The sequence below is a fragment of the Thermus hydrothermalis genome (genome assembly GCF_022760925.1).
GTDB classification, from domain to species: domain Bacteria; phylum Deinococcota; class Deinococci; order Deinococcales; family Thermaceae; genus Thermus; species Thermus hydrothermalis.
This window is the reverse complement of the sequence record NZ_JAKTNT010000004.1, coordinates 18,184-37,310: the sequence shown is the minus strand read 5'-3', so window position 1 is coordinate 37,310 and position 19,127 is coordinate 18,184. Positions and strand designations below refer to the sequence as shown.

The window sequence follows — 19,127 nt, the reverse complement described above, 5'->3', positions numbered from 1 at the left end:
CCCTTTTGGGGGCCTTCTGCGTAAGGGAGGGAACCATGGAGCGGCACATTCGGATCTTTGACACCACGCTCAGGGACGGCGAGCAAAGCCCAGGGGTGGCGCTTTCCTTGGACCAAAAACTGGAAATCGCCCACGCCCTGGCCCGGCTCAACGTGGACATCATTGAGGCGGGCTTCCCCGTATCCGGGCCCTTGGAGTTTGAGGCGGTACGGCGCATCGCCACGGAGGTCAAGGGCCCCATCATCGCCGCCTTGGCCCGCACCCACACCCTGGACATTGACCAGGCGGCCAAGGCCCTGGAGAAGGCGGAAAAGCCCAGGATCCACGTCTTCACCTCCGCCTCCAAAATCCACCTGGAGTACATGCTGAAGAAGACGGAGGAGGAGGTTTTGGAGATGGCCGATAAAATGGTCCGCTACGCCCGTCGCTACGTGGACGACGTGGAGTTTTCCGCCCAGGACGTGATGCGGGCGGACTGGGACTTCGTGAAGCGGCTTTACGAGGTGGCCATAGAGGCGGGGGCCACCACCATCAACATCCCCGACACCACGGGCTACGGAACCCCCGGGGAGTACGGGGCCCTCATCCGCCGCATCCGCGACGAGGTGGTGCGGGGCCGGGACGTCATCATCTCCACCCACACCCACGACGACCTGGGCCTGGCCACGGCCAACGCCCTGGCGGGGATAGAAAACGGGGCGGGCCAGGTGGAGTGCACCATCAACGGCATCGGGGAGCGGGCGGGGAACACCTCCTTGGAGGAGGTGGTCATGGCCCTCTACGTGCGCCGCGACTGGTACAAGGCCTACACCCAGATCAACACCCGGGAGATCTACCGGGTTTCCCGCCTGGTGGAGCGGTACACGGGGATGCCCGTTCCTCCCAACAAGGCCATCGTGGGGGACAACGCCTTCGCCCACGAGTCCGGCATCCACCAAGACGGCGTCCTGAAGCACCGGGCCACCTACGAGATCATGGACGCCGAGCTCATCGGCCGCCGGCCTGCGGTGATCGTCCTCGGGAAGCACTCGGGACGGGCGGCCTTTAGAAAGGCCCTCGAGGACCTGGGCTACAAGGACCTCTCCGAGGAGGACCTGAAGAAGCTTTTCGCCCGCTTCAAGGAGATCGCCGAGAAGAAGGGCCCCCTTTCCGCCGAGGAGCTTCAGGCCCTGGTGGAAAGCGAGCGCGAGCCCGCCTCCCACTTCTTCGCCCTGGAGCACGTGCAGTTCTTCTCGGGCTCGGGCCTCCTGCCCACGGCCACGGTGAAGGTAAGGACCCCCGATGGGGAAAGGGTGGCCACCCACACGGGGGACGGGCCGGTGGACGCCGTGTACAAGGCCATCCAGGAGGCCATTGGCCTCAGGCCCGAGCTTGAGCTCTACCGGGTGGAGGCCATCACGGGGAGCACCGAGGCCTTGGGCCAGGTGACGGTGCGGCTCAGGCTCGGCGAGCTCCAGGCGGTGGGGGTGGGGGTTTCCCCCGACATCATTGAGGCGAGCGCCCTGGCCTTCTTGGACGCCGCCGGGAAGCTGGCCTCGGGCCGGGCCACCCGGCACCCCCCTTCCATCGCCGAGGTGGAGCGAGGGGTTTAGGCATGGTGGAGATCCTGGACACCACGCTCCGGGACGGCACCCAAGGGGAGGGGGTGAGCCTCTCCGTGGACGACAAGGTGGCCATCGCCAAGCGTTTGGCCGCCTTCGGCGTCCACGTGATTGAGGGGGGGTGGCCTGGCTCCAACCCCAAGGACGCCGAGTTTTTCGCCCGCATGAAGGGGGTGGACCTGGGGGCGGCGAGCCTCGCCGCCTTCGGGGCCACCCGCCGCAAGGGGCTTTCCCCAGAGGAGGACCCCTCCGTCCTCGCCCTCCTGGAGGCGGAGACCCCGGTGGTGGTCCTCTTTGGCAAGAGCTGGACCCTTCATGTCCTCGAGGCCCTGGAGACCACCCTGGAGGAGAACCTCCGCATGATCCGGGACACGGTGGCCTTCTTCGCCCAGAGGGGAAAGCGGGTGATCTACGACGCCGAGCACTTCTTTGACGGCTACAAGGAGGACCCCGCCTACGCCCTCGCCACCCTCGAGGCCGCCCGGGAGGGAGGGGCGGACACCCTGGTCCTCTGCGACACCAACGGGGGAAGCCTCCCTGAGGAGGTCTACGCCATCACCAAGGCCGTGGTGGAGCGCTTTCCCGGGGTTCGCATCGGCATCCACCCCCACAACGACGCCGAGCTCGCCGTGGCCAACGCCCTGGCGGCGGTGCGGGCCGGGGCCACCCACGCCCAGGGCACCATCAACGGCTACGGGGAGCGGTGCGGCAACCTAAACCTCACCAGCTTCCTCCCTACCCTGGTCTTCAAGTACGGCATCCCCGCCATCCCCCCGGAAAGGCTAAAGGGCCTTCGGGAGCTCTCCCACTTCGTGGACGAACGGGCCAACCTTACCCCAAACCGCCGCGCCCCCTATGTGGGGGAGGCGGCCTTCGCCCACAAGGCGGGGGTGCACGTGTCCGCCGTTCTCAAAAACCCCCGCACCTACGAGCACATCCCCCCGGAGTGGGTGGGGAATACTCGCCGCTTCCTGGTTTCGGACGTCTCGGGCCGCTCCAACCTCCTCGCCAAGCTCCAGGAGCTCGGGGTGGACCTCTCCAAGGAGGAGGCCAGGCGCCTCCTGGAGGAGGTGAAGGCCTTGGAGTACGAGGGCTACGCCTTTGAGGGGGCGGAGGCGAGCTTCTACCTTTTGGCCCACCGCCTGAAGGGCGGGGCCCTTCCCTTTAGCGTGGAGGGGTTTAGCGTCTTCGTGCACGGCTCGGGCCTGGACACCGCCTGGGCCGAGGCCACGGTGAGGGTGCGGGTGGGGGAGACGCTCCAACACACCGCCGCCGAAAGCCCCTTCGGGCCCGTTTCCGCCCTGGACCGGGCCTTCCGCAAGGCGGTGTTGCAGTTCTACCCGGAGCTCGCCGAGGTGGAGCTCACGGACTACAAGGTGCGCATCCTCTCGGGCCAGGAGGCAGGCACCAACTCGGGGGTGCGGGTGATGACCGAGATGCGGCGGGGGGAGGAGCGCTTCGCCACGGTGGGGGCCAGCGAGAACATCCTCGAGGCCTCCCTCAAGGCCCTCACGGACGGCTACGCCTACGCCCTCCTCTTTCCCGTGCGCGCCCTTACCCCCAGGGAAGCCTGACCTCGGGGAAGGCCAGGGGGCTTGCGGGCTCTTCCGGGGTGAGGAGGCGGATCTCCCGGTACCGCCCGCCCCGGGGGTCCCGGTACACCTCTAGGAGGTTTTCCTGGAGGTTTAGGAGCCACACCTCGGGGATGCCCGCCTCGGCGTAGAGGGGAAGCTTCACCTCCTTGTCAAAGGGCAAGGAGGTGTCCGCCACCTCCACCAAGAAGAGGACGTCCTCCGGGGCAGGAAGCCTTTCCGCATACCGCTCCAGGGGGGGCTTGAGCACCAGGAGGTCCGGCTCGGGCTGCGAGTCTTCGGAGAGGCGCAAGGGGCTTTGCACCAAGATAACGGCTTTGCCCCGGAAGGCTTCCTGGAACCGCTCGTCCAGTTGGGCTACCTTATGCACGTGCCTAGGGCCGATGGGGCTCATCTGGTACACCTCTCCCCGCAGTAGCTCCACGTGCGGCACCCCTTGGAAGGCCCGCTCAAACTCCTCCACGCGGAACCGGTACCGGGTGGCCATACCCCCATTATGCCCCTTGGCCGGAGTAGTGCCTAAGCCCAAGCCGCCAAAGCCCCCGCCAAAGGAGGAGGAAGAAAAGCCCCCAGAGGAGCATCACCCAAAGGCCCGGGAAAAGGCGCACCTCCTGTCCGGCAAGGAGGGCGGCGGGGAGGTAGACCAGGTAGGGGAAGGGGGTGAGGAGGGCGAGGGAGCGCAAGGGCTCGGGGAAGACCTCGAGGGGGGCGATGGTCCCCGAGAGGAAGAGGTAAAGGAGGAAGAAGACCTCCTCCACCGCCGTGGCCCGCTCGCTCCAGAAGGTGAGGAGGGCGGTGACGTACTGCATGAGGTAGCGGAGCAAAAAGGCCAAGGCGGTGAGGAGAAGCCCCAGGAGGAAGGGCAAGGGCTCGGGCCGGAAGCGGGCCTCGGGAAAGAGGAGGAAGAAGAGGAGGGTGAGGAGGACCACAAAGGGAAGCCGGGCGAGCCTTTCCGCCACGTGGGCCGCCAGGTGGTCCAAGAAGGGGTCCAGGGGCCTCAGGAGGCGGAAGGAAAGCCTCCCTTCCACCACGTCCCGCTCAAACTCCCACACCACCCAGACCACCGTGGCCTGGCGCACCAGGAAGACCATGAGGAAGTAGCGGGCGAACTCCCCAGGGCTTAGGGGAAAGTCCCCGTGCCGCGCCGCCTCGGTCCAGACCCCAAGGAGGATTAAAGGAAGCGCCCCCGCCAAGGCCCAAAGGAAAAGCTCCGCCCGGTACTCCAGCATGTAGGCGAGGTAGACCGCAAGAAGGGTCCTGGCCTTCCTCATCCTTCCACCTCCTTGGGGCTTTGGAAGACCCGGGCGATGACCTCTTCCAGAGGGGGTTCCTTGACCTCGAGGTCCTCCACGGGAAGCCGCTTTAGGATCAGGGCCACCCGCTCCGTGAGCCCATCCCGGGGGACGAGGAGGCGCGCTTCCTGCCCCTCCACCTCCCGCACCTCCCCAAAGGGCGCAAGGGCCTCCCGGGGAAGGGGCCGGGCGAGGACCAGGCGCACCTCCCGGTAGGGGGCGAAGCGGGCCGTGAGGCCCGCAAGCTCCCCGTCGTAAAGGAGCCGGCCTTGGTGGATCACGAGGACCCTGTCCGCCAGGGCGGCGATGTCCGCCATGTAGTGGCTCGTGAGGAGGACGGTGGCCCCGTAGCGGGCGTTGTAGGCCCGCACGAAGGCCCGCACCGCCACCTGGGCGTTCACGTCCAGGCCCAGGGTGGGCTCGTCCAGGAAGAGCACCTCCGGCCGGTGGAGGAGAGCGGCCAAAAGCTCCGCCTTCATCCTCTCCCCCAAGGAGAGCTTGCGCACGGGTTGGTGGAGCTTGTCCCCTAGGCCCAGCATCTCGGCGAGCTCCCCCACCCGCCGCCGAAACTCCCGCTCGGGGATCTCGTAGATGGCGGCGTTCAGGCGGAAGGTGTCCATGGCCGGGAGGTCCCAGATGAGTTGTTGCTTGTTGCCCATGACCAGGGTGATCTTCTTCAGGAAGGCCTTTTCCCGCCGCCAGGGCACGTGCCCCGCCACCAGGGCCTGGCCCCGGGTGGGGTGGATGAGGCCCGTGAGCATCTTCAGGGTGGTGGTCTTGCCCGCCCCGTTGGGGCCCAGGAAGCCCACCACCTCCCCCCGCCGGATGGCGAAGCTCACCCCCTCCACGGCCCGCACCAGGCGGTACTGGCGGAAGAGGAAGTGGCGCAGGGTACCCAGGAGGCTTTCCTCCTTTAGGGCCACGCGGTAGTGCTTGGTGAGGTCCTGGGCCAGGATGATGGCCTCTTCGCGCACCCCCTAAGTCTACCCTGTGGTGTAATGGTTTTCGTGCGTTATCTACGGGTTTTCGGCCTGTTCCTACGCCTTTCCCTGGCGGCGGAGATGGAGTACCGCCTGAACTTTCTCCTCGGGCTTTTCTCCTCGGCGCTTACCCTTCTTGGGGCCCTCTTCGGCCTCGTCCTCCTCTACCAAGGGGGGTACCGGCCAGGGGGATGGGCCTGGGAGGAGGCCCTTTTGGTCCTCGCCGCCTTTACCCTCCTCCAGGGGCTTGGGAGCACCCTCTTCGCCCCCAACCTCAACAAGATCGTGGAGCACGTGCAACAGGGCACCCTGGACTTCGTGCTCCTGAAGCCTTTGGACCCCCAGTTTTGGCTCTCCTTGAGGGTCTTCTCCCCTTGGGGCCTCGGGGATTTCCTCCTGGGGCTTGGGCTTCTCCTCTATGGGGGAGGCCGGCTTGGCCTGGGGCTTCAGGACTACCTCCTCTTCGCCCTCTACTGGCTTTTGGGGGCGGTGATCCTCTATAGCCTCTGGTTCCTCCTCGCCACCACCAGCATCTGGTTCGTGAAGATCTACAACGTCACCGAGGTCCTGCGGGGGCTCTTGGAGGCGGGGCGCTTTCCCGCCTCCAGCTATCCGGCCCTCTACCGCTTCTTCTTCACCTTCGTGGTGCCCGTGGCCTTCCTCACCACGGTGCCGGCGGAGGCCGCCTTGGGAAGGGGGGCGCCCTGGGTGGCGTTGGGGCTTGCCCTGGGCCTTTTCCTCCTGGCGCGGGGCTTCTTCCGCCTGGCCCTTCGGAGCTACACATCGGCGAGCAGTTAAAATCCACCCCATGGACTGGCTTTGGGTCCTCCTTCTCGCCTACCTCTTCGGCTCCATCCCGGCGGGGGTCCTGGTGGCCCGCACCTACGGGGTGGACATCCGCAAGGTGGGTTCGGGGAACATCGGGGCCACCAACGTCCTTAGGACCTTGGGCCCTGGCCCCGCCTTCGTGGTGGCCTTCTTTGACGTGTTCAAGGGGGGCATTGCCGTGCTCATCGCCCGGGCGGTGGGGATAGAGGGGCCCTTGCTTGGGGGGGTGGCCTTGGCGGCGGTCTTGGGGCACAACTACTCCGTGTTCTTGGGGTTTAAAGGGGGGAAGGGGGTGGCCACCAGCTTCGGCACCCTTCTCTTCCTGGACCCAGCCCTCGCCCTTTGGACCCTGCCCATTGGGCTATCCGTGATGCTCCTCACCCGCTACGTTTCGGCGGGGAGCATGACCGGGGGGGTGGCGGCCTTGGTGCTCGCCTTGGCCCTGGGGCGGCCCCTCTGGGAGGTGGGCACCGTGGCCCTCATGGCCTTCCTCATCTTCTTCACCCACCGGGAAAACCTAAAGCGCCTCCAGGCGGGCACGGAAAGGCGGCTTGGGGAGCGGGTGGAGGTGAGGGATGCTTGACCTTTTGGTCATCGCCCCCCACCCCGACGACGGGGAGCTCGGGTGTGGGGGGACCTTGGCCAGGGCCAAGGCGGAGGGGCTTTCCACGGGCATCTTGGACCTTACCCGGGGGGAGATGGGCACCAAGGGCACCCCGGAGGAGAGGGCCCGGGAGGTGGCGGAGGCGAGCCGCATCCTGGGCCTGGACTTCCGGGGAAATCTAGGGCTTCCCGACGGGGGGCTTGCCGACATCCCCGAGCAGCGCCTTAGGCTTGCGGAGGCCTTGCGGAGGCTTCGGCCCCGCATCCTCTTCGCTCCCCTCGAGGCCGACCGCCACCCCGACCACACGGCGGCAAGCCGCCTGGCGGTGGCTGCCCTCCACCTGGCGGGCCTGAAGAAGGCCCCCGTGGAGGGGGAGCCCCACCGGGTGGAAAGGCTTTTCTTCTACCCGGGCAACCACCCCTTCACCCCCAGCTTCCTGGTGAAGATCTCCGCCTTCATAGACCAGTGGGAGCAGGCGGTCCTGGCCTACAGGAGCCAGTTTTCCGGGGAGGCGGCGAGCGAGACCGTGGGGCCTAGAGGGGTGGAGGCCCGCAAGGCCATGCGCCGCTACTTTGGCAACTACCTGGGGGTGGACTACGCCGAGCCCTTTGTGAGCCCGCTTCCCGTGCTCTACGTCCCCTGGTCCCGGGCCTAGGGTCTTGCATAACTTTGCAAGGGCGGGGTATCCTAAGGGCCTCATGGGGGGAGACGCCCTGACCCTGCCCAAGGACCTTTTGGACTTTTCCGGCTACGGCCCCGAGGCGCTTAAAAGGCTCCTTTCCCTGGCGGAAAGGCTTAAGCGGGAGCGCTACCGCGGGGAGGACCTCAAGGGCCAAGTCCTCGCCCTCCTCTTTGAAAAGCCCTCCTTGCGCACCCGGACCACCCTCGAGGTGGCCATGCTCCACCTGGGAGGGAATGCGGTTTACCTGGACCAGAAACAGGTGGGCATCGGGGAGCGGGAGCCCGTGAGGGACATCGCCAAGAACCTGGAGCGCTTTGTGGAGGGGATCGCCGCCCGGGTCTACCGGCACGAGACCGTGGTGGCCCTGGCCCGCCACGCCCGCATCCCCGTCATCAACGCCCTCTCCGACTGGGCCCACCCCCTGCAGGCCCTGGCGGACCTCCTCACCCTGAAGGAGGCCTTCGGGGGGTGGGAGGGCCTCGAGGTGGCCTGGGTGGGGGACGGGAACAACGTTTTAAACTCCCTCCTGGAGGTCGCGCCCCTGGTGGGGCTAAGGGTGCGGGTGGCCACCCCTAAGGGCTACGAGCCCGATCCCGCCCTTCTGGAAAAGGCCAAGGCCTACTTCACCCACGACCCCAAGGAGGCCGCCTTTGGGGCCCACGCCCTCTACACGGACGTCTGGACCAGCATGGGCCAGGAGGCGGAGCGGGAAAAGCGCCTCAAGGACTTCCGTGGCTTCCAGGTGAACGGGGAACTCCTCTCCCTCCTCCACCCCGAAGGGATCTTCCTCCACTGCCTCCCCGCCCACTACGGAGAGGAGACCACGGAGGAAGCCGTGCACGGCCCCAAAAGCCGCGTCTTTGACCAGGCGGAAAATCGTCTCCACACCGCCAAAGCCGTCCTCCTCACCTTGCTAAAGTAGGGGTATGGTCCGCCCTTACCGCTTTAGCCTGGAGGAGTTCCTGAAGCTTCCCCTGCCCGAGCGGGGGGTGGAGCTTCTGGAGGGGGAGATTTACCAGATGGCACCCATCGGCCCACGCCACGCCTACGTTCTGAACCGCTGGAACCGTCTCTTCGTGGAGCGCTTTCCCGAAGCGTTGGTGCAGGTTCAGGGTCCCTTGGCCCTGGCTCCGGATGTGTATTTGGAGCCGGACCTGGCCCTTCTGCGGCCGGGGGACTATGGGGAGCGCCTTCCTGGGGCGGAGGACGTGCTTTTGCTCCTGGAGGTTTCCGATGCTTCCTTGGAGTACGATTTAGGCAAAAAGGTGCCCCTATACGCCCGTATGGGCGTGCCCGAGGTTTGGGTCCAGGACCTCCAGGGAAGCCGGCTCCTCGTTTTCCGCACCCCGGAGGAGGACCACTACCGGGAGCAGATCTGGGTTAAGCCCGGGGAGCGCCTGGCGCCCCTGGCCTTCCCGGAAGTTCTTCTGGAGGTGCCGTGGTAAGGGTGGGGATCCTGGGCGCCTCGGGGTATGGCGGGGCGGAGCTCCTCCGCCTGCTTAAGCGCCATCCTGGGGTGGAACTGGTGGGTTTTTCCAGCCGCAAGCACGAGGGTAGACCCCTTTCTTCCGCCTGGCCCCAGCTTTGGGACGAAAGGCCCTTCGTTGCCCAAGAGGAGGTCTTGGAGCGGGCGGACGTCCTGTTTCTGGCCCTCCCCAACGGCCTCGCCATGGGGATCACCCCCGAGGCCCTTCGCGCGGGCAAGCGGGTCATAGACCTTTCCGGGGACTACCGCCTTCCCCCGGAGGTCTACGAGGCCTGGTACGGGATCCGCCACCAAAGCCCCGAGCTCTTCCGGGAGGCGGTCTACGGCCTGCCCGAGCTCCACCGGGAGGAGCTCAGGGAAGCCCGCCTGGTGGCGAACCCTGGCTGCTACGTCACCGCCGCCACCTTGGCCCTCGCTCCCTTGGCGGCGGAAGGGGTTCTCCGGCGTGCCTTCGTGGTGGGCTTAAGCGGGGTTTCGGGGGCGGGCAGGGAGGGGGAGGGCACCTTCTTCGCCGAGGTGAACGAGAACCTGAAACCCTACAAGGTAGGGGGCACCCACCGCCACATCCCCGAGATGGAAGCGAACCTGGGCCGCCTCCTGGCCCAAGGGCGGAGGGTGCGCACCCACGGGCCCAGGCGGGAGGTGCGCCTTTCCTTCACCCCCCACCTGGTGCCCATGACCCGGGGGATTTTGGTCACCGCGGAGGCGGAGGTGGAGGGGACCTGGAGCCAGGAGGCTCTGGACGCCCTCTACCGGGACTTCTACCTAGGGGAGCCCTTCGTGCGGGTTTTGGGGGGGCTTCCCGAGACCAAGGGCACCTATGGCGCCAACCGGGTGGACCTCAAGCCCCTCTACGAGGAAAGGACTGGGCGCGTCCTGGTCTTCGCCGCCTTGGACAACCTGGTGAAGGGCATGGCGGGGCAGGCGGTGCAGAACCTGAACCTGATGCTGGGCCTACCCGAGGACACCGCCTTGCCCAAGGAGGGCGTATGGCCGTGAGGTTACCCAGGGGTTTCCGCGCCGGGGCTACCCGGGCGGGCATCAAGCCTTCGGGCAAGCCGGACCTGGCCCTTTTGGTCTCAGGGCTTCCCGCCCAATGGGCCTACGCCGCCACCCAGAACCGGGCCGCGGCCCCTTCCATCCACCGGGGCCGGGGGCTTTACGCCACCGGAGCCCCCTTGCGGGCCGTGGTGGTGAACGCCGGCAACGCCAACTGCGCCACGGGGGAGCGGGGCTTTCGGGACGACGCGCGGATGGCCGAGCTCGCCGCCTTCCGCCTGGGCCTTGCCCCCGAGGAGGTGCTCACCGCCTCCACGGGGGTGATCGGGGTGCCCCTGCCCGTGGAGCGGATCGCGGCGGGCCTGCCGCAAATAGAGCTCACCCCTTACGCCGACCCCTTCGCCGAGGCCATCCTCACCACCGACCTGGTGCCCAAGGTGGCGGAGGCCGAGGTGGCGGGGGCCAGGGTGGTGGGCATCGCCAAGGGAAGTGGGATGATCCACCCCAACATGGCCACCATGCTGGCCTTTTTGGTCACGGACGCCTGGGTGCCCCAGGAGGCCTTGCGGGAGGCCTGGAGGGGCATCGTGGACCGCACCTTCAACCAGGTGACCGTGGACGGGGACACCTCCACCAACGACCTGGCCCTGGTCATGGCCAATGGGGCTTATGGGGAGGTGCCGCCCGAAGCCCTCTTCCAGGCTTTGGAAGGGGTGGCGCGGGAGCTTGCCAAGAGGATTGCCCGGGATGGGGAAGGGGCCACGAAGCTTTTGGTGGTGCGGGTGGTGGGGGCGGTCACGGAGGAGGAGGCGAGGCGGGCGGCTAGGGCGGTGGCGGGAAGCCTCCTTTGGAAAAGCGCCCTTTACGGGAACGACCCCAACTGGGGACGGATTTTGGCCGCCTTGGGCAACTCGGGGGCCCGATTTGACCCCTTGCGGGTGCGGATTTCCCTCCAAGGTATCCCCCTGTACGCCGGCGGGGACCTCCCCTTTGACCGGGAGAGGGCGAGCCAGGCCATGCGCCAGGAGGTGGTGGAGGTCCTGGTGGACCTGGGAGAGGGGGAAGGGGTGGGGGAGGCCTACGGGTGCGACCTGACCGAGGGGTATGTGCGCATAAACGCCTTGTACACGACTTGACTTTTTCTTGGGAAGAACGTAGCATATCTTCACGAGGGTGGAAACCCTCTATATGGAGGTGAAGGATGAAGAAAGCGGTGGTTGTAGCTTTTGCGGCTCTCCTGACGGCGGCCATGGCGCAGAAGTTTTCCGTGGAGGCTGGTGCTGGCCTCTACGGAAACCTAGGCGGGCAACTGGCTGTGGTGGCGGAGGACTTTACCCCTGGGCTTCCCTTGGGGGTGCGGCTGGGCGTGGGCTTCGCCCAGAGCGATGCGCTGGACGATGGGTATGACCTTGGGGGAGGCACGACTTGGGGTGACTACAAGAAGACCAACGAGCTCTCCGAGTGGGGCCAAAACATCACCCTTTCCTTGGATGTTCTCTACAAGGTGGCGGGCTTGGGTCTGCCGGTGGAGGTGGCGCCTTACGCCGGGATCCGCTACAACCTCTTCTCGGGTGGCTATACGGATCCGCAGAATAAGATTTCGGGCACCAAGAGCGAATCTGTTTCCACCAACCAGTTTGGCTTCGGCGCCGGTGTGCGCCTCGCTTACCCCCTCATGCCCAACCTGAGCCTGGTGGGGGACCTGGGGGCGGACTACTACCTGAACGCTTGCTTCAAGCGTGTCGTTGAGGATGACTCCGGGAATAAGAATGAGGGCACTGTGTGCCCCGGGGACAGCGGCTACGATAGCCGCAACGAACGGGTTACCCAGCCCGAGTGGGTCTTCAAGCTCCGCGTGGGCGCCGCTTATCGCTTCTAAGCCCTAGGGTAGCATGAAGGGGATGCTTAGGCATCCCCTTCTTCTTTTGCTTTTCCTTGCCGGTTGTGCCCGGCCCGATGGGGCCCCGCCGGAGCTCGGCCTGGTGGAGCCCTTAGGTGGAGCGGTGGCCCCCGGCAAGGCCCTGGTGGTGGAGGGCTACGCCTTTGACCCCTCCGGGGTGGCGAGCGTGCGGGCGCAAGGGGCGGAGGTGCTGGGGGAGGCGGAGAAGGGCAAGCGGCTCGTGCGCTTCCGCTTCCGCCTACAGGCCCCCACCTCGGGGGAGGTGGAACTGAGGATGGAGGCGGTGGACGCCCTGGGCCACCGGGTGGAGCGGCGCGTTCCCTTGGTGCTGGACGCCGCGCCGCCCCGCATCGTGCTGGAAAGGCTAGAGCGGGAGGGGAGCCTTTACCGGGTCTATGGCCGGGTGGAGGACAACGTGCGGGTGGACCGGGTGGTGGTGCAAATGGGGGGGCGCTACACGCCGCTTTCCCTGCCCAAGGAAGCCAGGGTTTCCTTTTTGGTGGAGGTCCCTTCGGGAGCGGTGGTGGTAGCGGTGGACGCCGCTGGCAACCGTTCTTCTAGGCGCATTCCCTAAGGGGCGCCTTGTGGTACACTTTGGGCCGGTATGCCGCTAGGGGAAACCCTTCACGACCTGGCCCGGGCCCTGAGGGAGACCCCCCTCGAGGCCCGGGAGGCGGGGCGCTTCCGGGAAATCGCCAGGCTCCTCCACCGCCTCCCCCCGATCCGGGAGCGGGACGGGCTTTTGGCGGTGGCGTACCTCAGGCTTTACCAGCTTTTAGGCCAGGAGGAGGACTACCTCAGGGGGTATAGCTACGCCCGCACCGCCCGCCTCGAGGCGGTGCGGCTTCTAAGCGAACGTTTGGGAGAACGCCAATGAAGGAACTTCTCGGCTTGCTTGCCGTTTGGAGCATTGGTCTTTCGGGCCTGGCCCTCGTGGTGGGGGTGGTCTTGATCCGCCGGGGGGAGCGGGTTCTTCACCACCGCACCATGCTCGTCGCCACCAGCTTGGCGGCCCTCTTCTTGGTCTTCTACCTCACCAAGTGGGGCCTTTACGGCACCACGGCCTATGGGGGGCCGGAGGCTTGGCGGGGGGTCTACTACTTTATCCTCATCACCCACACCCTTTTGGCCACCCTGAACGGGCCTTTGGCCCTTTACGTTATCTGGCGGGCCATTAGGGGCGAGTTCGCCCTCCACAAGCGCTGGGCTAAGGTCCTGGTGCCCATCTGGCTCTACGTGGCCCTCACGGGTTGGGTCATTTACCTCGTGCTCAAGCGCTACGGGGTGGAGTCGGGGGGGATCGCCTTCTAGCCCAGGGCTCCACCACGATCCGCCCCTCCACCACCCGGGCGAGCTCGGGCCCCTCCGCCGCTTCCCCCTCGGGGGCCTGGGCCAGGTGGGGCCCGATGCGCAGTTGCTTGGCGCCGAGGCTTAGGGCGAAGATGAAGCGCTCCTCATCCCCCCCTGCCCCGGCGTGGGCGAGGCCCCGGAGTTTCCCCACCACGATCACGTCCCCACCCGCCACCACCTCGGCCCCTGGGTTCACGTCCCCCAGGACCACGACGGTGCCAGGGTGCTCCACCCGCTCCCCGGCCCTTAGGGTTTTGCTCACCACCAGGGTGCTTAGGCCCTTGTGGCTTCGGGCGGGTACGAGGGTGAGGGGGCGGCCTAAGGCCAGGAGGGCCTCTACGACCTCTTGGGACACGGGGCCCGCCACCTCCACCTCCAGGGGAAGCCCCTCGGGGAGGGCGAGCTTGGCGATGTCTTCGGCGCTTTCCCCGCCGTCTAGGCGCAGGGCCAGGGCCTTGGGTGTGGCGCGGAGGCGCATGGGGCTATTCTACGGGGACCTGGCTTCCTCGGGCACCTTCCAGTAGGCCGCCATCACCTTGCGCACGGCGGGGAGGGCCACCCGGCTACCCTCCCCGCCGTTTTCAAAGAAGGCCACCACCACCAAGGGGGGGTAGGGGCTTTGGGGGTCCGTGGGGCCATAGCCCATGTACCAGGCATGCTCGAGGCCCCGCCTTTTCCCCGGGGTTTCCGCCGTGCCCGTCTTCCCCCCGGTGGGCACGGGGAAGTTGCCGAGCACGTGCCGCGCCGTGCCCTCGGTCACGGTCTTGCGCAGGCCCTCCTGGAGCACGGCGAAGAAGCGCCCCGGTACCGGCTCCAAGGCGGGCCTCACCTCCTCTTCCCCGATCCGCCTTACCAGGTGGAGCCGGGGCTTCCTGCCCCCGTTGGCCAGGGTGGCCAGCATGCGGGCGATCTGGGCCGGGGTGGCGAGGACCGGGCCCTGGCCGATGGCCACGGAAAGGGTTTCCCCGGGGTACCAGGGCTCCCCCAAGGCCTCCCGCTTCCAGGCCCGGGTGGGGAGGAGGCCCGTCTTCTCCGCCACCTCTACCCCCGTGGGCTCCCCAAGGCCCAGGAGCCGGGCGCGGGCCGCCAGGCGGTCTGGGAAGCCCAAGGGGTCTTGCGCCACCGCCTGGTAGTACCAGGTGTTGCAGCTAAAGGCGATGGCCTCCCGCACCGTCATGGTACCCAGGTCCCGGGTGGCCCAGTTGCGGCGCACCTGGCCCCCGTAGACGATGTAGGGGCTACAGCGGTAGGTGGTGCTTGGGCCCACGTAGCCCTCCTCCAGGAGGGCGTAGCTCGTGGCCAGCTTGAAGGTGGAGCCCGGGGTGTAGGGTTGGAGGGCGCGGTTGAGGAGGGGGAGGTCGGGGTCCTTTAGGAGGTCCTGGACCTCCTTGGGCACGGGGCGCCTGGCGAAGAGGTTCGGGTCAAAGGAGGGGGCGCTCGCCATGGCCAGGATCTCCCCGGTCCTCGGGTCCAGGGCCACGATGGCCCCCTTGACCCGGGTGGCGGGGGGGAGGCCATGGAGCCTGCGGCCGGTATTGATGTCCGCTAGGGCTTCCTCTAGCGCCCTTTCCGCCGCCCGTTGCAGGTCCAGGTCCAGGGAGAGGACCACGTCCTTCCCCGGGGTGGGCTCCTCCAAGATGGTCTCCCGCAGGCGCTCCCCCCGGACGTTCACCTCCACCGCCCTGACCCCTCGCTTGCCCCGAAGGTAGGGCTCGAGGGCGGCCTCGAGGCCCGCCTGCCCCACCTGCTCCTCGGGGCTATAGCCCTGTTTGACCTGTTCAGCGTTGGCCTGGAGCACGTAGCCCAAAACGGGCCCCGAGATGGGGTTGGGGTAGTAGCGCTCAATGCGCTCCACCAGCTTCAGGTTCCCCTGCCCGGCGGTGAGCTCCGCCAGGGTGGGGAGGAGGTGCTCCGGCACCCCAGCCTTGAGCACCCCCGGCTCCTTGGGGAGCTCCTTCATGCCCAAAAGCGGGAGAAGCCTTTCCTTAAAGGCCACCTCCCCTCCCTCGTAGACCAGGTCCACCACCAGCCGGTCTTGGGCGATCACCCGGCCCTTGCGGTCCAGGATCCGCCCCCGGGGGGCAGGGATGCCCTCGGTCTTCAGGTAGTTCCCCTGGCTCTTCAGGGCATACTTCTCGTGCTCCAGGACCTGGAGTTGCCAGGCCCTCAGGCCAAGGAGGCCAAAGGCCAGGAGGAAGAAGAGCATGAGGGCGTAAAGGCGTGCGGTCATGTTCCCTTGCCAACCCGTAGGCGCAGGCTAAGGAGGAAGAGGGGCAGGGTGAAAACCCCTTCCAGGAGGAGGTCCAGGAGAGAGAGGGGCGGCAACTCCAGGCGGAGCCAGTAGGCCACCAGGAAGTAGCCGAACCACTTGGCGAGGAAAGCCCAGAGGAAGGCGAAGATGGTTCCCAGGCCTTCCCCGGCCACCAGGCGGCGGCTTGCGGCGTAGAAGGCGTAAGAGGCGAAGAGGAGGCCCGTGGCGTGGAGGCCCAGGAGGCCATACCCCAAAAGGTCCTGGAGGAGGCCGAAGAGGAAAGCCATGGGAAGCCCCAGGTAGTAGGGCCTTCCCCCGGCGTACCAAAGGGCGAGGAGGAGGAAGAGGTCCGGGGCCATAAGCCCTTGGGGCCAAAGGGCGGAAAGGAGCCCGGCCAGGAAAAGGGTGAGAAGAAGGGCTACAAGCGCCGTCATAAGGGCCTCAGGACGATGACCTCTTCCAAGAGGGAAAGCTCCACCAAGGGCTTAGCCCAGGCCCTTAGTTTGAGCCCGCCCTGTACCCGCTCCACCCGCTCCACCAGGCCCACGGGGATGCCCGCCGGGAAAAGGCCTAAGGGCGCCCCCGTGAGGAGGAGGTCTCCCGGGGCCACCTTGACCGTGGGGGGAAACTCGGCGAGGAGGCGGTCCGGCGGGGCGCCGCGGGCGATGCCCCGCCCCGGGGCCTTCTCGGGCCGCACCCCCACCTGGCTTTCCGGGTCTAGGAGGGTGCGCACCAGGGCCCGGTTGGCCTCCACCTCCACCACCAGGCCCACAAGCCCCTCGGGGGCGGTGACGGGCATGCCCACCCGGATCCCGTCCCGCTCGCCCAGGCCAATCACCAAGCGGCGGTAAAGCCCCGAAAGGTCTTCTCCCACCACGGGGGCCACCGCCACCACCCCCGGGGCCTGCTCCTCCTGGACCTTCAGGGCCCGGGAAAGGCGCTCCACCTCCAGGCGGAGCCTGCGGTTTTCCGCCTCTAAGGCCGCTACCCGGTCTTTGAGGAGGCGGTTTTCCCGGTAGAGGTCTTGGCGGTTTAGGAGGGCGGAAACCCCCGCGTGGAGGTTTTCCCCAAACCGGTGCCCCAAGGCGGGCAAGGGAGCGGTGAGGGGGGAGAGGCGGAGGGAAAGCGAGGGGGCGAGGGGCCGGGTGAGGGCGGCCAGGGTGAGCCCTAGGGCGAGGAGGGCGAGGAGGAAGAGGCGGCGCCAGGCGGTTTCGCTCACGGCCTAAACCCCCTTTCCCAAAGCAGGGCGAAGACCCGGGAGACGGGGAGGCCCACCACGGTGTAGAAGTCGCCCTCCACCCCTTCCAAAAGGGCCATGCCGAGCCCCTGGGCCCCGTAGCCCCCTGCCTTGTCCAGGCCTTCCCCGCTTGCCACGTACCAGGCGATTTCCTCTTCGGAAAGGGAACGGAAGCGCACCTTTGCCGTGTGCACCTCCAGGACCAGGTCCTTGGGGGTGCGCAGGTAGATGGCGGTGTGGACGAGGTGCGCTTTCCCGGAAAGGAGCCTGAGGAAAAGGCGGTTCTCCTCCGGGTCCTTGGGCTTACCGAGGGCCTTGCCCATGAGGTCCACCACGGTGTCCGCCGCCAGGACCCATTCCCCTTCCACGCTTTCCCCCTTGCGCCGGGCGAGGGCCTGGGCGAGCTCGGCCGGGGGGAGGTCCAGGCCCTCTTCCTTGACCCCCGGGACCACCACCTTGAGGGGGTAGCCCAGGGCCTCGAGGAGGGCCCTGCGCCTGGGGCTACCGGAGGCCAGGACTAAAGGGGTTCGCCCGCCTCCCAAAGCCTTAACACCTCCTTTCGGTAGGCCTCCGCCAGGGTGGGGCTCCTTAGGACCAGGAGGTTTTCGTTGTTCACCTCCCGGGCGCGGAAGGAGAAGTTGTAGCTTCCCGTGATCACGTGGCTTCCGTCCAGGACCATGACCTTGTGGTGCAGGGTGTAGGGGTTGGCGTCCTTGCGCACGGGGATACCCTCCTCGCGGAGCCTTTCGTCTTGGCTATCCCCCAGGTTGCGGGCCTCGAGGACCACCCGCACGTCCACACCCCGCTTCTTGGCCTCCAAGAGGGCCCCCACGATTTCCCGGTCCGTGAGGACGAAGGCGGCCACCAGGATTTCCCTCTGCGCCGCCCGGATCTGGCGAAGGATTGCCTCTTGGGCGAGCTTGCCCCCTTGGGGGCTGAAGTAGGCGGTACCCTCTACCCCCTCCAGGGCGAAGTCCACGGGGCGGCCCAGGCCCTCCTTGGCGCCCCCATAAAGGGCCTGGAACTCCCGGGCGTAGCCTTCCGCCAAGGTGGGGGAGGGGAGGAGGAGGGCGTTTTCGTTGTTGCGGGCGAAGGCGTTCCAGGTCATGTTCACGCTTCCCGTCCACACCGCCTTTTGGTCCGCCACCAGAAACTTGTGGTGCATGAAGCCTTCCTGCTCGTCGTAGCAGACGGGGATGCCGGCGATTTCCTCGCAGTCTAGGGAAAGGGGCTTGACCCTTTCCCTTAGGAGGGCGCGGGGTACCCTTGGAGGTTCTTCCCCTTGCCCTAGGGAGGCCGCCACCAGGTAGCGGCGGAAGTCTTCCCGGTAGTCGCTTTCCCCGTAAAGCCGGACCCTTACCCCCCGCTTGTGGGCGGCGAGGAGGCCTTGGGCGATCTTGAGGTCGCGGAACTCGTAGAAGGCCCCCTCTAGCGCTTCCTGGGCCGAGGCCATGAGGGCGAGGAGGCGGGCCTTGGCCCGTTCCCCATCCTGGGGCATGAAGTAGACCTCCGTTTTCCCCGCCTCCACCGGGGGCGGGGCGGGCCTCCGGAGTTCTTGGTAGGCCCAAAGGAGGAGAAGGACGAGGAGGAGCAGGTAGCCGGGAAGCCCCCCTAGGGTCTTTGGCTTCCGCCTAGTACCCACCGGCCTCCTCCCCCCGCACCAGGGCCACGCCGCTGGAGGTGCCGAGCCGGCTCGCCCCCGCCGCCAGGAGCTTCAAGGCGGTTTCCCGGTCCCGGATGCCCCCCGCCGCCTTCACCTGGGCCCGGCCCCTCGCCACCCGCACCAGGAGCTCCACGTCGGGCAGGCTCGCCCCCCGGGGGCCAAAGCCCGTGGAGGTCTTGAGGAAGTCCGCCCCGCCTTGGATGGCGGCCTCGGCCAGGGCCTCCAGGGCTTCGGGGGGGAAGTGGCCCGTTTCCAGGATCACCTTGAGCACCGCCCGGGGCACCGCCCGGCGCACGGCGCGCACCTCCTCCTCCACGTAGGCCAAGTCCCCGGATAGGGCCCGGCCCAGGTGGAGGACCATGTCAATCTCGTCCGCCCCTCGGGCGTAGGCCAGGCTAGCCTCGAGGGCCTTCACCTCCTTTTCCTGGTACCCCAGGGGAAAGCCCACCACGGTCACCAGGCGGAAGGGGGCATGGGGGTAGCGCTCCCGCACGAAGCCCACGTAGGAGGGGGGAATGCAAAGGCCATAAAAGCCGTACTCCAGCGCCTCTTCCGCCACCTTTTGGATTTCCTCCGGGGTGGCCGTGGGTTTCAGGAGGGTGTGGTCAATGTGGGCGGCCAGGTCCATACCCCGCCATCATACGCAAAGGGCGTGATAGGAT

At 67.3% G+C, this 19,127-nt stretch carries 23 protein-coding genes; 13 read left to right on the top strand and 10 right to left on the bottom strand.

Annotation, left to right across the window (positions count from 1 at the left end; translation table 11 throughout):
• Nucleotides 1–35: 35 nt before the first annotated feature.
• Nucleotides 36–1,592: a 2-isopropylmalate synthase gene (locus L0C60_RS03490; RefSeq protein ID WP_234503670.1), complete on the top strand. Its 1,557-nt coding sequence runs from the start codon at nucleotides 36–38 to the stop codon at nucleotides 1,590–1,592.
• A gap of 2 nt (nucleotides 1,593–1,594) precedes the next feature.
• Nucleotides 1,595–3,175, top strand: coding sequence for a citramalate synthase (cimA, locus tag L0C60_RS03485; RefSeq protein WP_234503672.1), 1,581 nt, complete (start codon nucleotides 1,595–1,597; stop codon nucleotides 3,173–3,175).
• Here the strand turns inward: cimA and L0C60_RS03480 are convergent.
• The 3 genes from L0C60_RS03480 to L0C60_RS03470 are packed head-to-tail and all read right to left on the bottom strand — an operon-like array spanning nucleotide 3,156 to nucleotide 5,459.
• Nucleotides 3,156–3,680, bottom strand: coding sequence for a Uma2 family endonuclease (locus L0C60_RS03480; protein ID WP_234503674.1), 525 nt, complete (start codon nucleotides 3,678–3,680; stop codon nucleotides 3,156–3,158). The two genes, cimA and L0C60_RS03480, sit on opposite strands and share 20 nt — an antisense overlap.
• 7 nt (nucleotides 3,681–3,687) lie before the next feature.
• A complete protein-coding gene (locus L0C60_RS03475) occupies nucleotides 3,688–4,464 on the bottom strand; it encodes an ABC transporter permease (protein WP_234503675.1) in 777 nt (258 codons plus the stop codon).
• Nucleotides 4,461–5,459, bottom strand: a complete 999-nt coding sequence (locus L0C60_RS03470; protein WP_234503676.1) for an ABC transporter ATP-binding protein — start codon at nucleotides 5,457–5,459, stop codon at nucleotides 4,461–4,463. The genes L0C60_RS03475 and L0C60_RS03470 overlap by 4 nt, the downstream gene beginning before the upstream one ends.
• A 24-nt stretch (nucleotides 5,460–5,483) precedes the next feature.
• On the opposite strand from L0C60_RS03470, the gene L0C60_RS03465 reads away from it, so the two are divergent.
• The 11 genes from L0C60_RS03465 to L0C60_RS03415 all read left to right on the top strand — a co-directional run bounded on the left by L0C60_RS03465 (nucleotide 5,484) and on the right by L0C60_RS03415 (nucleotide 13,275).
• Entirely contained in the window at nucleotides 5,484–6,263 is a 780-nt protein-coding gene (locus tag L0C60_RS03465; RefSeq protein ID WP_234503679.1) for an ABC transporter permease, read from the top strand.
• A gap of 10 nt (nucleotides 6,264–6,273) precedes the next feature.
• Entirely contained in the window at nucleotides 6,274–6,876 is a 603-nt protein-coding gene (gene plsY, locus L0C60_RS03460) for a glycerol-3-phosphate 1-O-acyltransferase PlsY (RefSeq protein WP_234503682.1), read from the top strand.
• Complete coding sequence (gene bshB1, locus L0C60_RS03455) at nucleotides 6,869–7,552, top strand: bacillithiol biosynthesis deacetylase BshB1 (protein ID WP_234503684.1); 684 nt, start codon at nucleotides 6,869–6,871, stop codon at nucleotides 7,550–7,552. The genes plsY and bshB1 overlap by 8 nt, the downstream gene beginning before the upstream one ends.
• A gap of 43 nt (nucleotides 7,553–7,595) precedes the next feature.
• Nucleotides 7,596–8,501: an ornithine carbamoyltransferase gene (gene argF, locus L0C60_RS03450; RefSeq protein WP_243092524.1), complete on the top strand. Its 906-nt coding sequence runs from the start codon at nucleotides 7,596–7,598 to the stop codon at nucleotides 8,499–8,501.
• 4 nt (nucleotides 8,502–8,505) lie between these two features.
• Nucleotides 8,506–9,024: a Uma2 family endonuclease gene (locus tag L0C60_RS03445; RefSeq protein WP_071677684.1), complete on the top strand. Its 519-nt coding sequence runs from the start codon at nucleotides 8,506–8,508 to the stop codon at nucleotides 9,022–9,024.
• 2 nt (nucleotides 9,025–9,026) lie between these two features.
• Nucleotides 9,027–10,064: an N-acetyl-gamma-glutamyl-phosphate reductase gene (gene argC, locus L0C60_RS03440; protein WP_152024465.1), complete on the top strand. Its 1,038-nt coding sequence runs from the start codon at nucleotides 9,027–9,029 to the stop codon at nucleotides 10,062–10,064.
• Nucleotides 10,055–11,200: a bifunctional glutamate N-acetyltransferase/amino-acid acetyltransferase ArgJ gene (argJ, locus tag L0C60_RS03435; RefSeq protein WP_243092523.1), complete on the top strand. Its 1,146-nt coding sequence runs from the start codon at nucleotides 10,055–10,057 to the stop codon at nucleotides 11,198–11,200. The genes argC and argJ overlap by 10 nt, the downstream gene beginning before the upstream one ends.
• Before the next feature lie 65 nt (nucleotides 11,201–11,265).
• Nucleotides 11,266–11,943: an outer membrane beta-barrel protein gene (locus tag L0C60_RS03430; protein ID WP_243092522.1), complete on the top strand. Its 678-nt coding sequence runs from the start codon at nucleotides 11,266–11,268 to the stop codon at nucleotides 11,941–11,943.
• A 22-nt stretch (nucleotides 11,944–11,965) separates the two neighbouring features.
• Nucleotides 11,966–12,538, top strand: a complete 573-nt coding sequence (locus L0C60_RS03425) for a hypothetical protein (RefSeq protein WP_243092521.1) — start codon at nucleotides 11,966–11,968, stop codon at nucleotides 12,536–12,538.
• 30 nt (nucleotides 12,539–12,568) lie between these two features.
• Nucleotides 12,569–12,841 carry a hypothetical protein gene (locus L0C60_RS03420; protein WP_243092520.1) on the top strand — a complete coding sequence of 91 codons (273 nt, stop codon included), beginning with the start codon at nucleotides 12,569–12,571 and terminating at the stop codon, nucleotides 12,839–12,841.
• The gene (locus L0C60_RS03415; protein WP_243092519.1) at nucleotides 12,838–13,275 is read left to right on the top strand and encodes a DUF420 domain-containing protein; all 438 of its coding nucleotides are present in this window, start codon (nucleotides 12,838–12,840) and stop codon (nucleotides 13,273–13,275) included. The genes L0C60_RS03420 and L0C60_RS03415 overlap by 4 nt, the downstream gene beginning before the upstream one ends.
• Here the strand turns inward: L0C60_RS03415 and L0C60_RS03410 are convergent.
• Genes L0C60_RS03410 through deoC form a run of 7 tightly spaced genes read right to left on the bottom strand, consistent with a single transcriptional unit; the run spans nucleotide 13,235 to nucleotide 19,093 of the window.
• The gene (locus tag L0C60_RS03410; protein ID WP_243092518.1) at nucleotides 13,235–13,792 is read right to left on the bottom strand and encodes a septum site-determining protein MinC; all 558 of its coding nucleotides are present in this window, start codon (nucleotides 13,790–13,792) and stop codon (nucleotides 13,235–13,237) included. The genes L0C60_RS03415 and L0C60_RS03410 overlap by 41 nt on opposite strands.
• Nucleotides 13,793–13,801: 9 nt before the next feature.
• Nucleotides 13,802–15,544 carry a penicillin-binding transpeptidase domain-containing protein gene (locus L0C60_RS03405; protein ID WP_234503702.1) on the bottom strand — a complete coding sequence of 581 codons (1,743 nt, stop codon included), beginning with the start codon at nucleotides 15,542–15,544 and terminating at the stop codon, nucleotides 13,802–13,804.
• Nucleotides 15,541–15,999 (bottom strand): rod shape-determining protein MreD, encoded by a 459-nt coding sequence (locus tag L0C60_RS03400; protein ID WP_234503704.1) that lies wholly within the window; start codon nucleotides 15,997–15,999, stop codon nucleotides 15,541–15,543. The genes L0C60_RS03405 and L0C60_RS03400 overlap by 4 nt, the downstream gene beginning before the upstream one ends.
• Nucleotides 15,996–16,784, bottom strand: coding sequence for a rod shape-determining protein MreC (mreC, locus tag L0C60_RS03395; RefSeq protein WP_234503706.1), 789 nt, complete (start codon nucleotides 16,782–16,784; stop codon nucleotides 15,996–15,998). The genes L0C60_RS03400 and mreC overlap by 4 nt, the downstream gene beginning before the upstream one ends.
• The gene (locus tag L0C60_RS03390) at nucleotides 16,781–17,344 is read right to left on the bottom strand and encodes a Maf family protein (RefSeq protein ID WP_234503709.1); all 564 of its coding nucleotides are present in this window, start codon (nucleotides 17,342–17,344) and stop codon (nucleotides 16,781–16,783) included. Before L0C60_RS03390 ends, mreC begins: the two co-directional genes overlap by 4 nt.
• Nucleotides 17,320–18,444 carry a phospholipase D-like domain-containing protein gene (locus L0C60_RS03385; protein WP_234503711.1) on the bottom strand — a complete coding sequence of 375 codons (1,125 nt, stop codon included), beginning with the start codon at nucleotides 18,442–18,444 and terminating at the stop codon, nucleotides 17,320–17,322. Before L0C60_RS03385 ends, L0C60_RS03390 begins: the two co-directional genes overlap by 25 nt.
• Nucleotides 18,434–19,093 carry a deoxyribose-phosphate aldolase gene (gene deoC, locus L0C60_RS03380; protein ID WP_234503712.1) on the bottom strand — a complete coding sequence of 220 codons (660 nt, stop codon included), beginning with the start codon at nucleotides 19,091–19,093 and terminating at the stop codon, nucleotides 18,434–18,436. The genes L0C60_RS03385 and deoC overlap by 11 nt, the downstream gene beginning before the upstream one ends.
• Between the last annotated feature and the right edge of the window lie 34 nt (nucleotides 19,094–19,127).

What these genes read in the sequence shown, in the direction of transcription:
- L0C60_RS03480 (WP_234503674.1), bottom strand. Translation starts at nt 3,680, where the DNA reads ATGGCCACCCGGTACCGGTTCCGCGTGGAGGAGTTTGAGCGGGCCTTC.
- argJ (WP_243092523.1), top strand. Translation starts at nt 10,055, where the DNA reads ATGGCCGTGAGGTTACCCAGGGGTTTCCGCGCCGGGGCTACCCGGGCG.
- argF (WP_243092524.1), top strand. Translation starts at nt 7,596, where the DNA reads ATGGGGGGAGACGCCCTGACCCTGCCCAAGGACCTTTTGGACTTTTCC.
- deoC (WP_234503712.1), bottom strand. Translation starts at nt 19,093, where the DNA reads ATGGACCTGGCCGCCCACATTGACCACACCCTCCTGAAACCCACGGCC.
- L0C60_RS03465 (WP_234503679.1), top strand. Translation starts at nt 5,484, where the DNA reads ATGGTTTTCGTGCGTTATCTACGGGTTTTCGGCCTGTTCCTACGCCTT.
- L0C60_RS03405 (WP_234503702.1), bottom strand. Translation starts at nt 15,544, where the DNA reads ATGACCGCACGCCTTTACGCCCTCATGCTCTTCTTCCTCCTGGCCTTT.
- L0C60_RS03425 (WP_243092521.1), top strand. Translation starts at nt 11,966, where the DNA reads ATGCTTAGGCATCCCCTTCTTCTTTTGCTTTTCCTTGCCGGTTGTGCC.
- L0C60_RS03445 (WP_071677684.1), top strand. Translation starts at nt 8,506, where the DNA reads ATGGTCCGCCCTTACCGCTTTAGCCTGGAGGAGTTCCTGAAGCTTCCC.
- L0C60_RS03490 (WP_234503670.1), top strand. Translation starts at nt 36, where the DNA reads ATGGAGCGGCACATTCGGATCTTTGACACCACGCTCAGGGACGGCGAG.
- L0C60_RS03475 (WP_234503675.1), bottom strand. Translation starts at nt 4,464, where the DNA reads ATGAGGAAGGCCAGGACCCTTCTTGCGGTCTACCTCGCCTACATGCTG.
- L0C60_RS03415 (WP_243092519.1), top strand. Translation starts at nt 12,838, where the DNA reads ATGAAGGAACTTCTCGGCTTGCTTGCCGTTTGGAGCATTGGTCTTTCG.
- L0C60_RS03430 (WP_243092522.1), top strand. Translation starts at nt 11,266, where the DNA reads ATGAAGAAAGCGGTGGTTGTAGCTTTTGCGGCTCTCCTGACGGCGGCC.
- L0C60_RS03420 (WP_243092520.1), top strand. Translation starts at nt 12,569, where the DNA reads ATGCCGCTAGGGGAAACCCTTCACGACCTGGCCCGGGCCCTGAGGGAG.
- L0C60_RS03400 (WP_234503704.1), bottom strand. Translation starts at nt 15,999, where the DNA reads ATGACGGCGCTTGTAGCCCTTCTTCTCACCCTTTTCCTGGCCGGGCTC.
- bshB1 (WP_234503684.1), top strand. Translation starts at nt 6,869, where the DNA reads ATGCTTGACCTTTTGGTCATCGCCCCCCACCCCGACGACGGGGAGCTC.
- L0C60_RS03410 (WP_243092518.1), bottom strand. Translation starts at nt 13,792, where the DNA reads ATGCGCCTCCGCGCCACACCCAAGGCCCTGGCCCTGCGCCTAGACGGC.
- cimA (WP_234503672.1), top strand. Translation starts at nt 1,595, where the DNA reads ATGGTGGAGATCCTGGACACCACGCTCCGGGACGGCACCCAAGGGGAG.
- plsY (WP_234503682.1), top strand. Translation starts at nt 6,274, where the DNA reads ATGGACTGGCTTTGGGTCCTCCTTCTCGCCTACCTCTTCGGCTCCATC.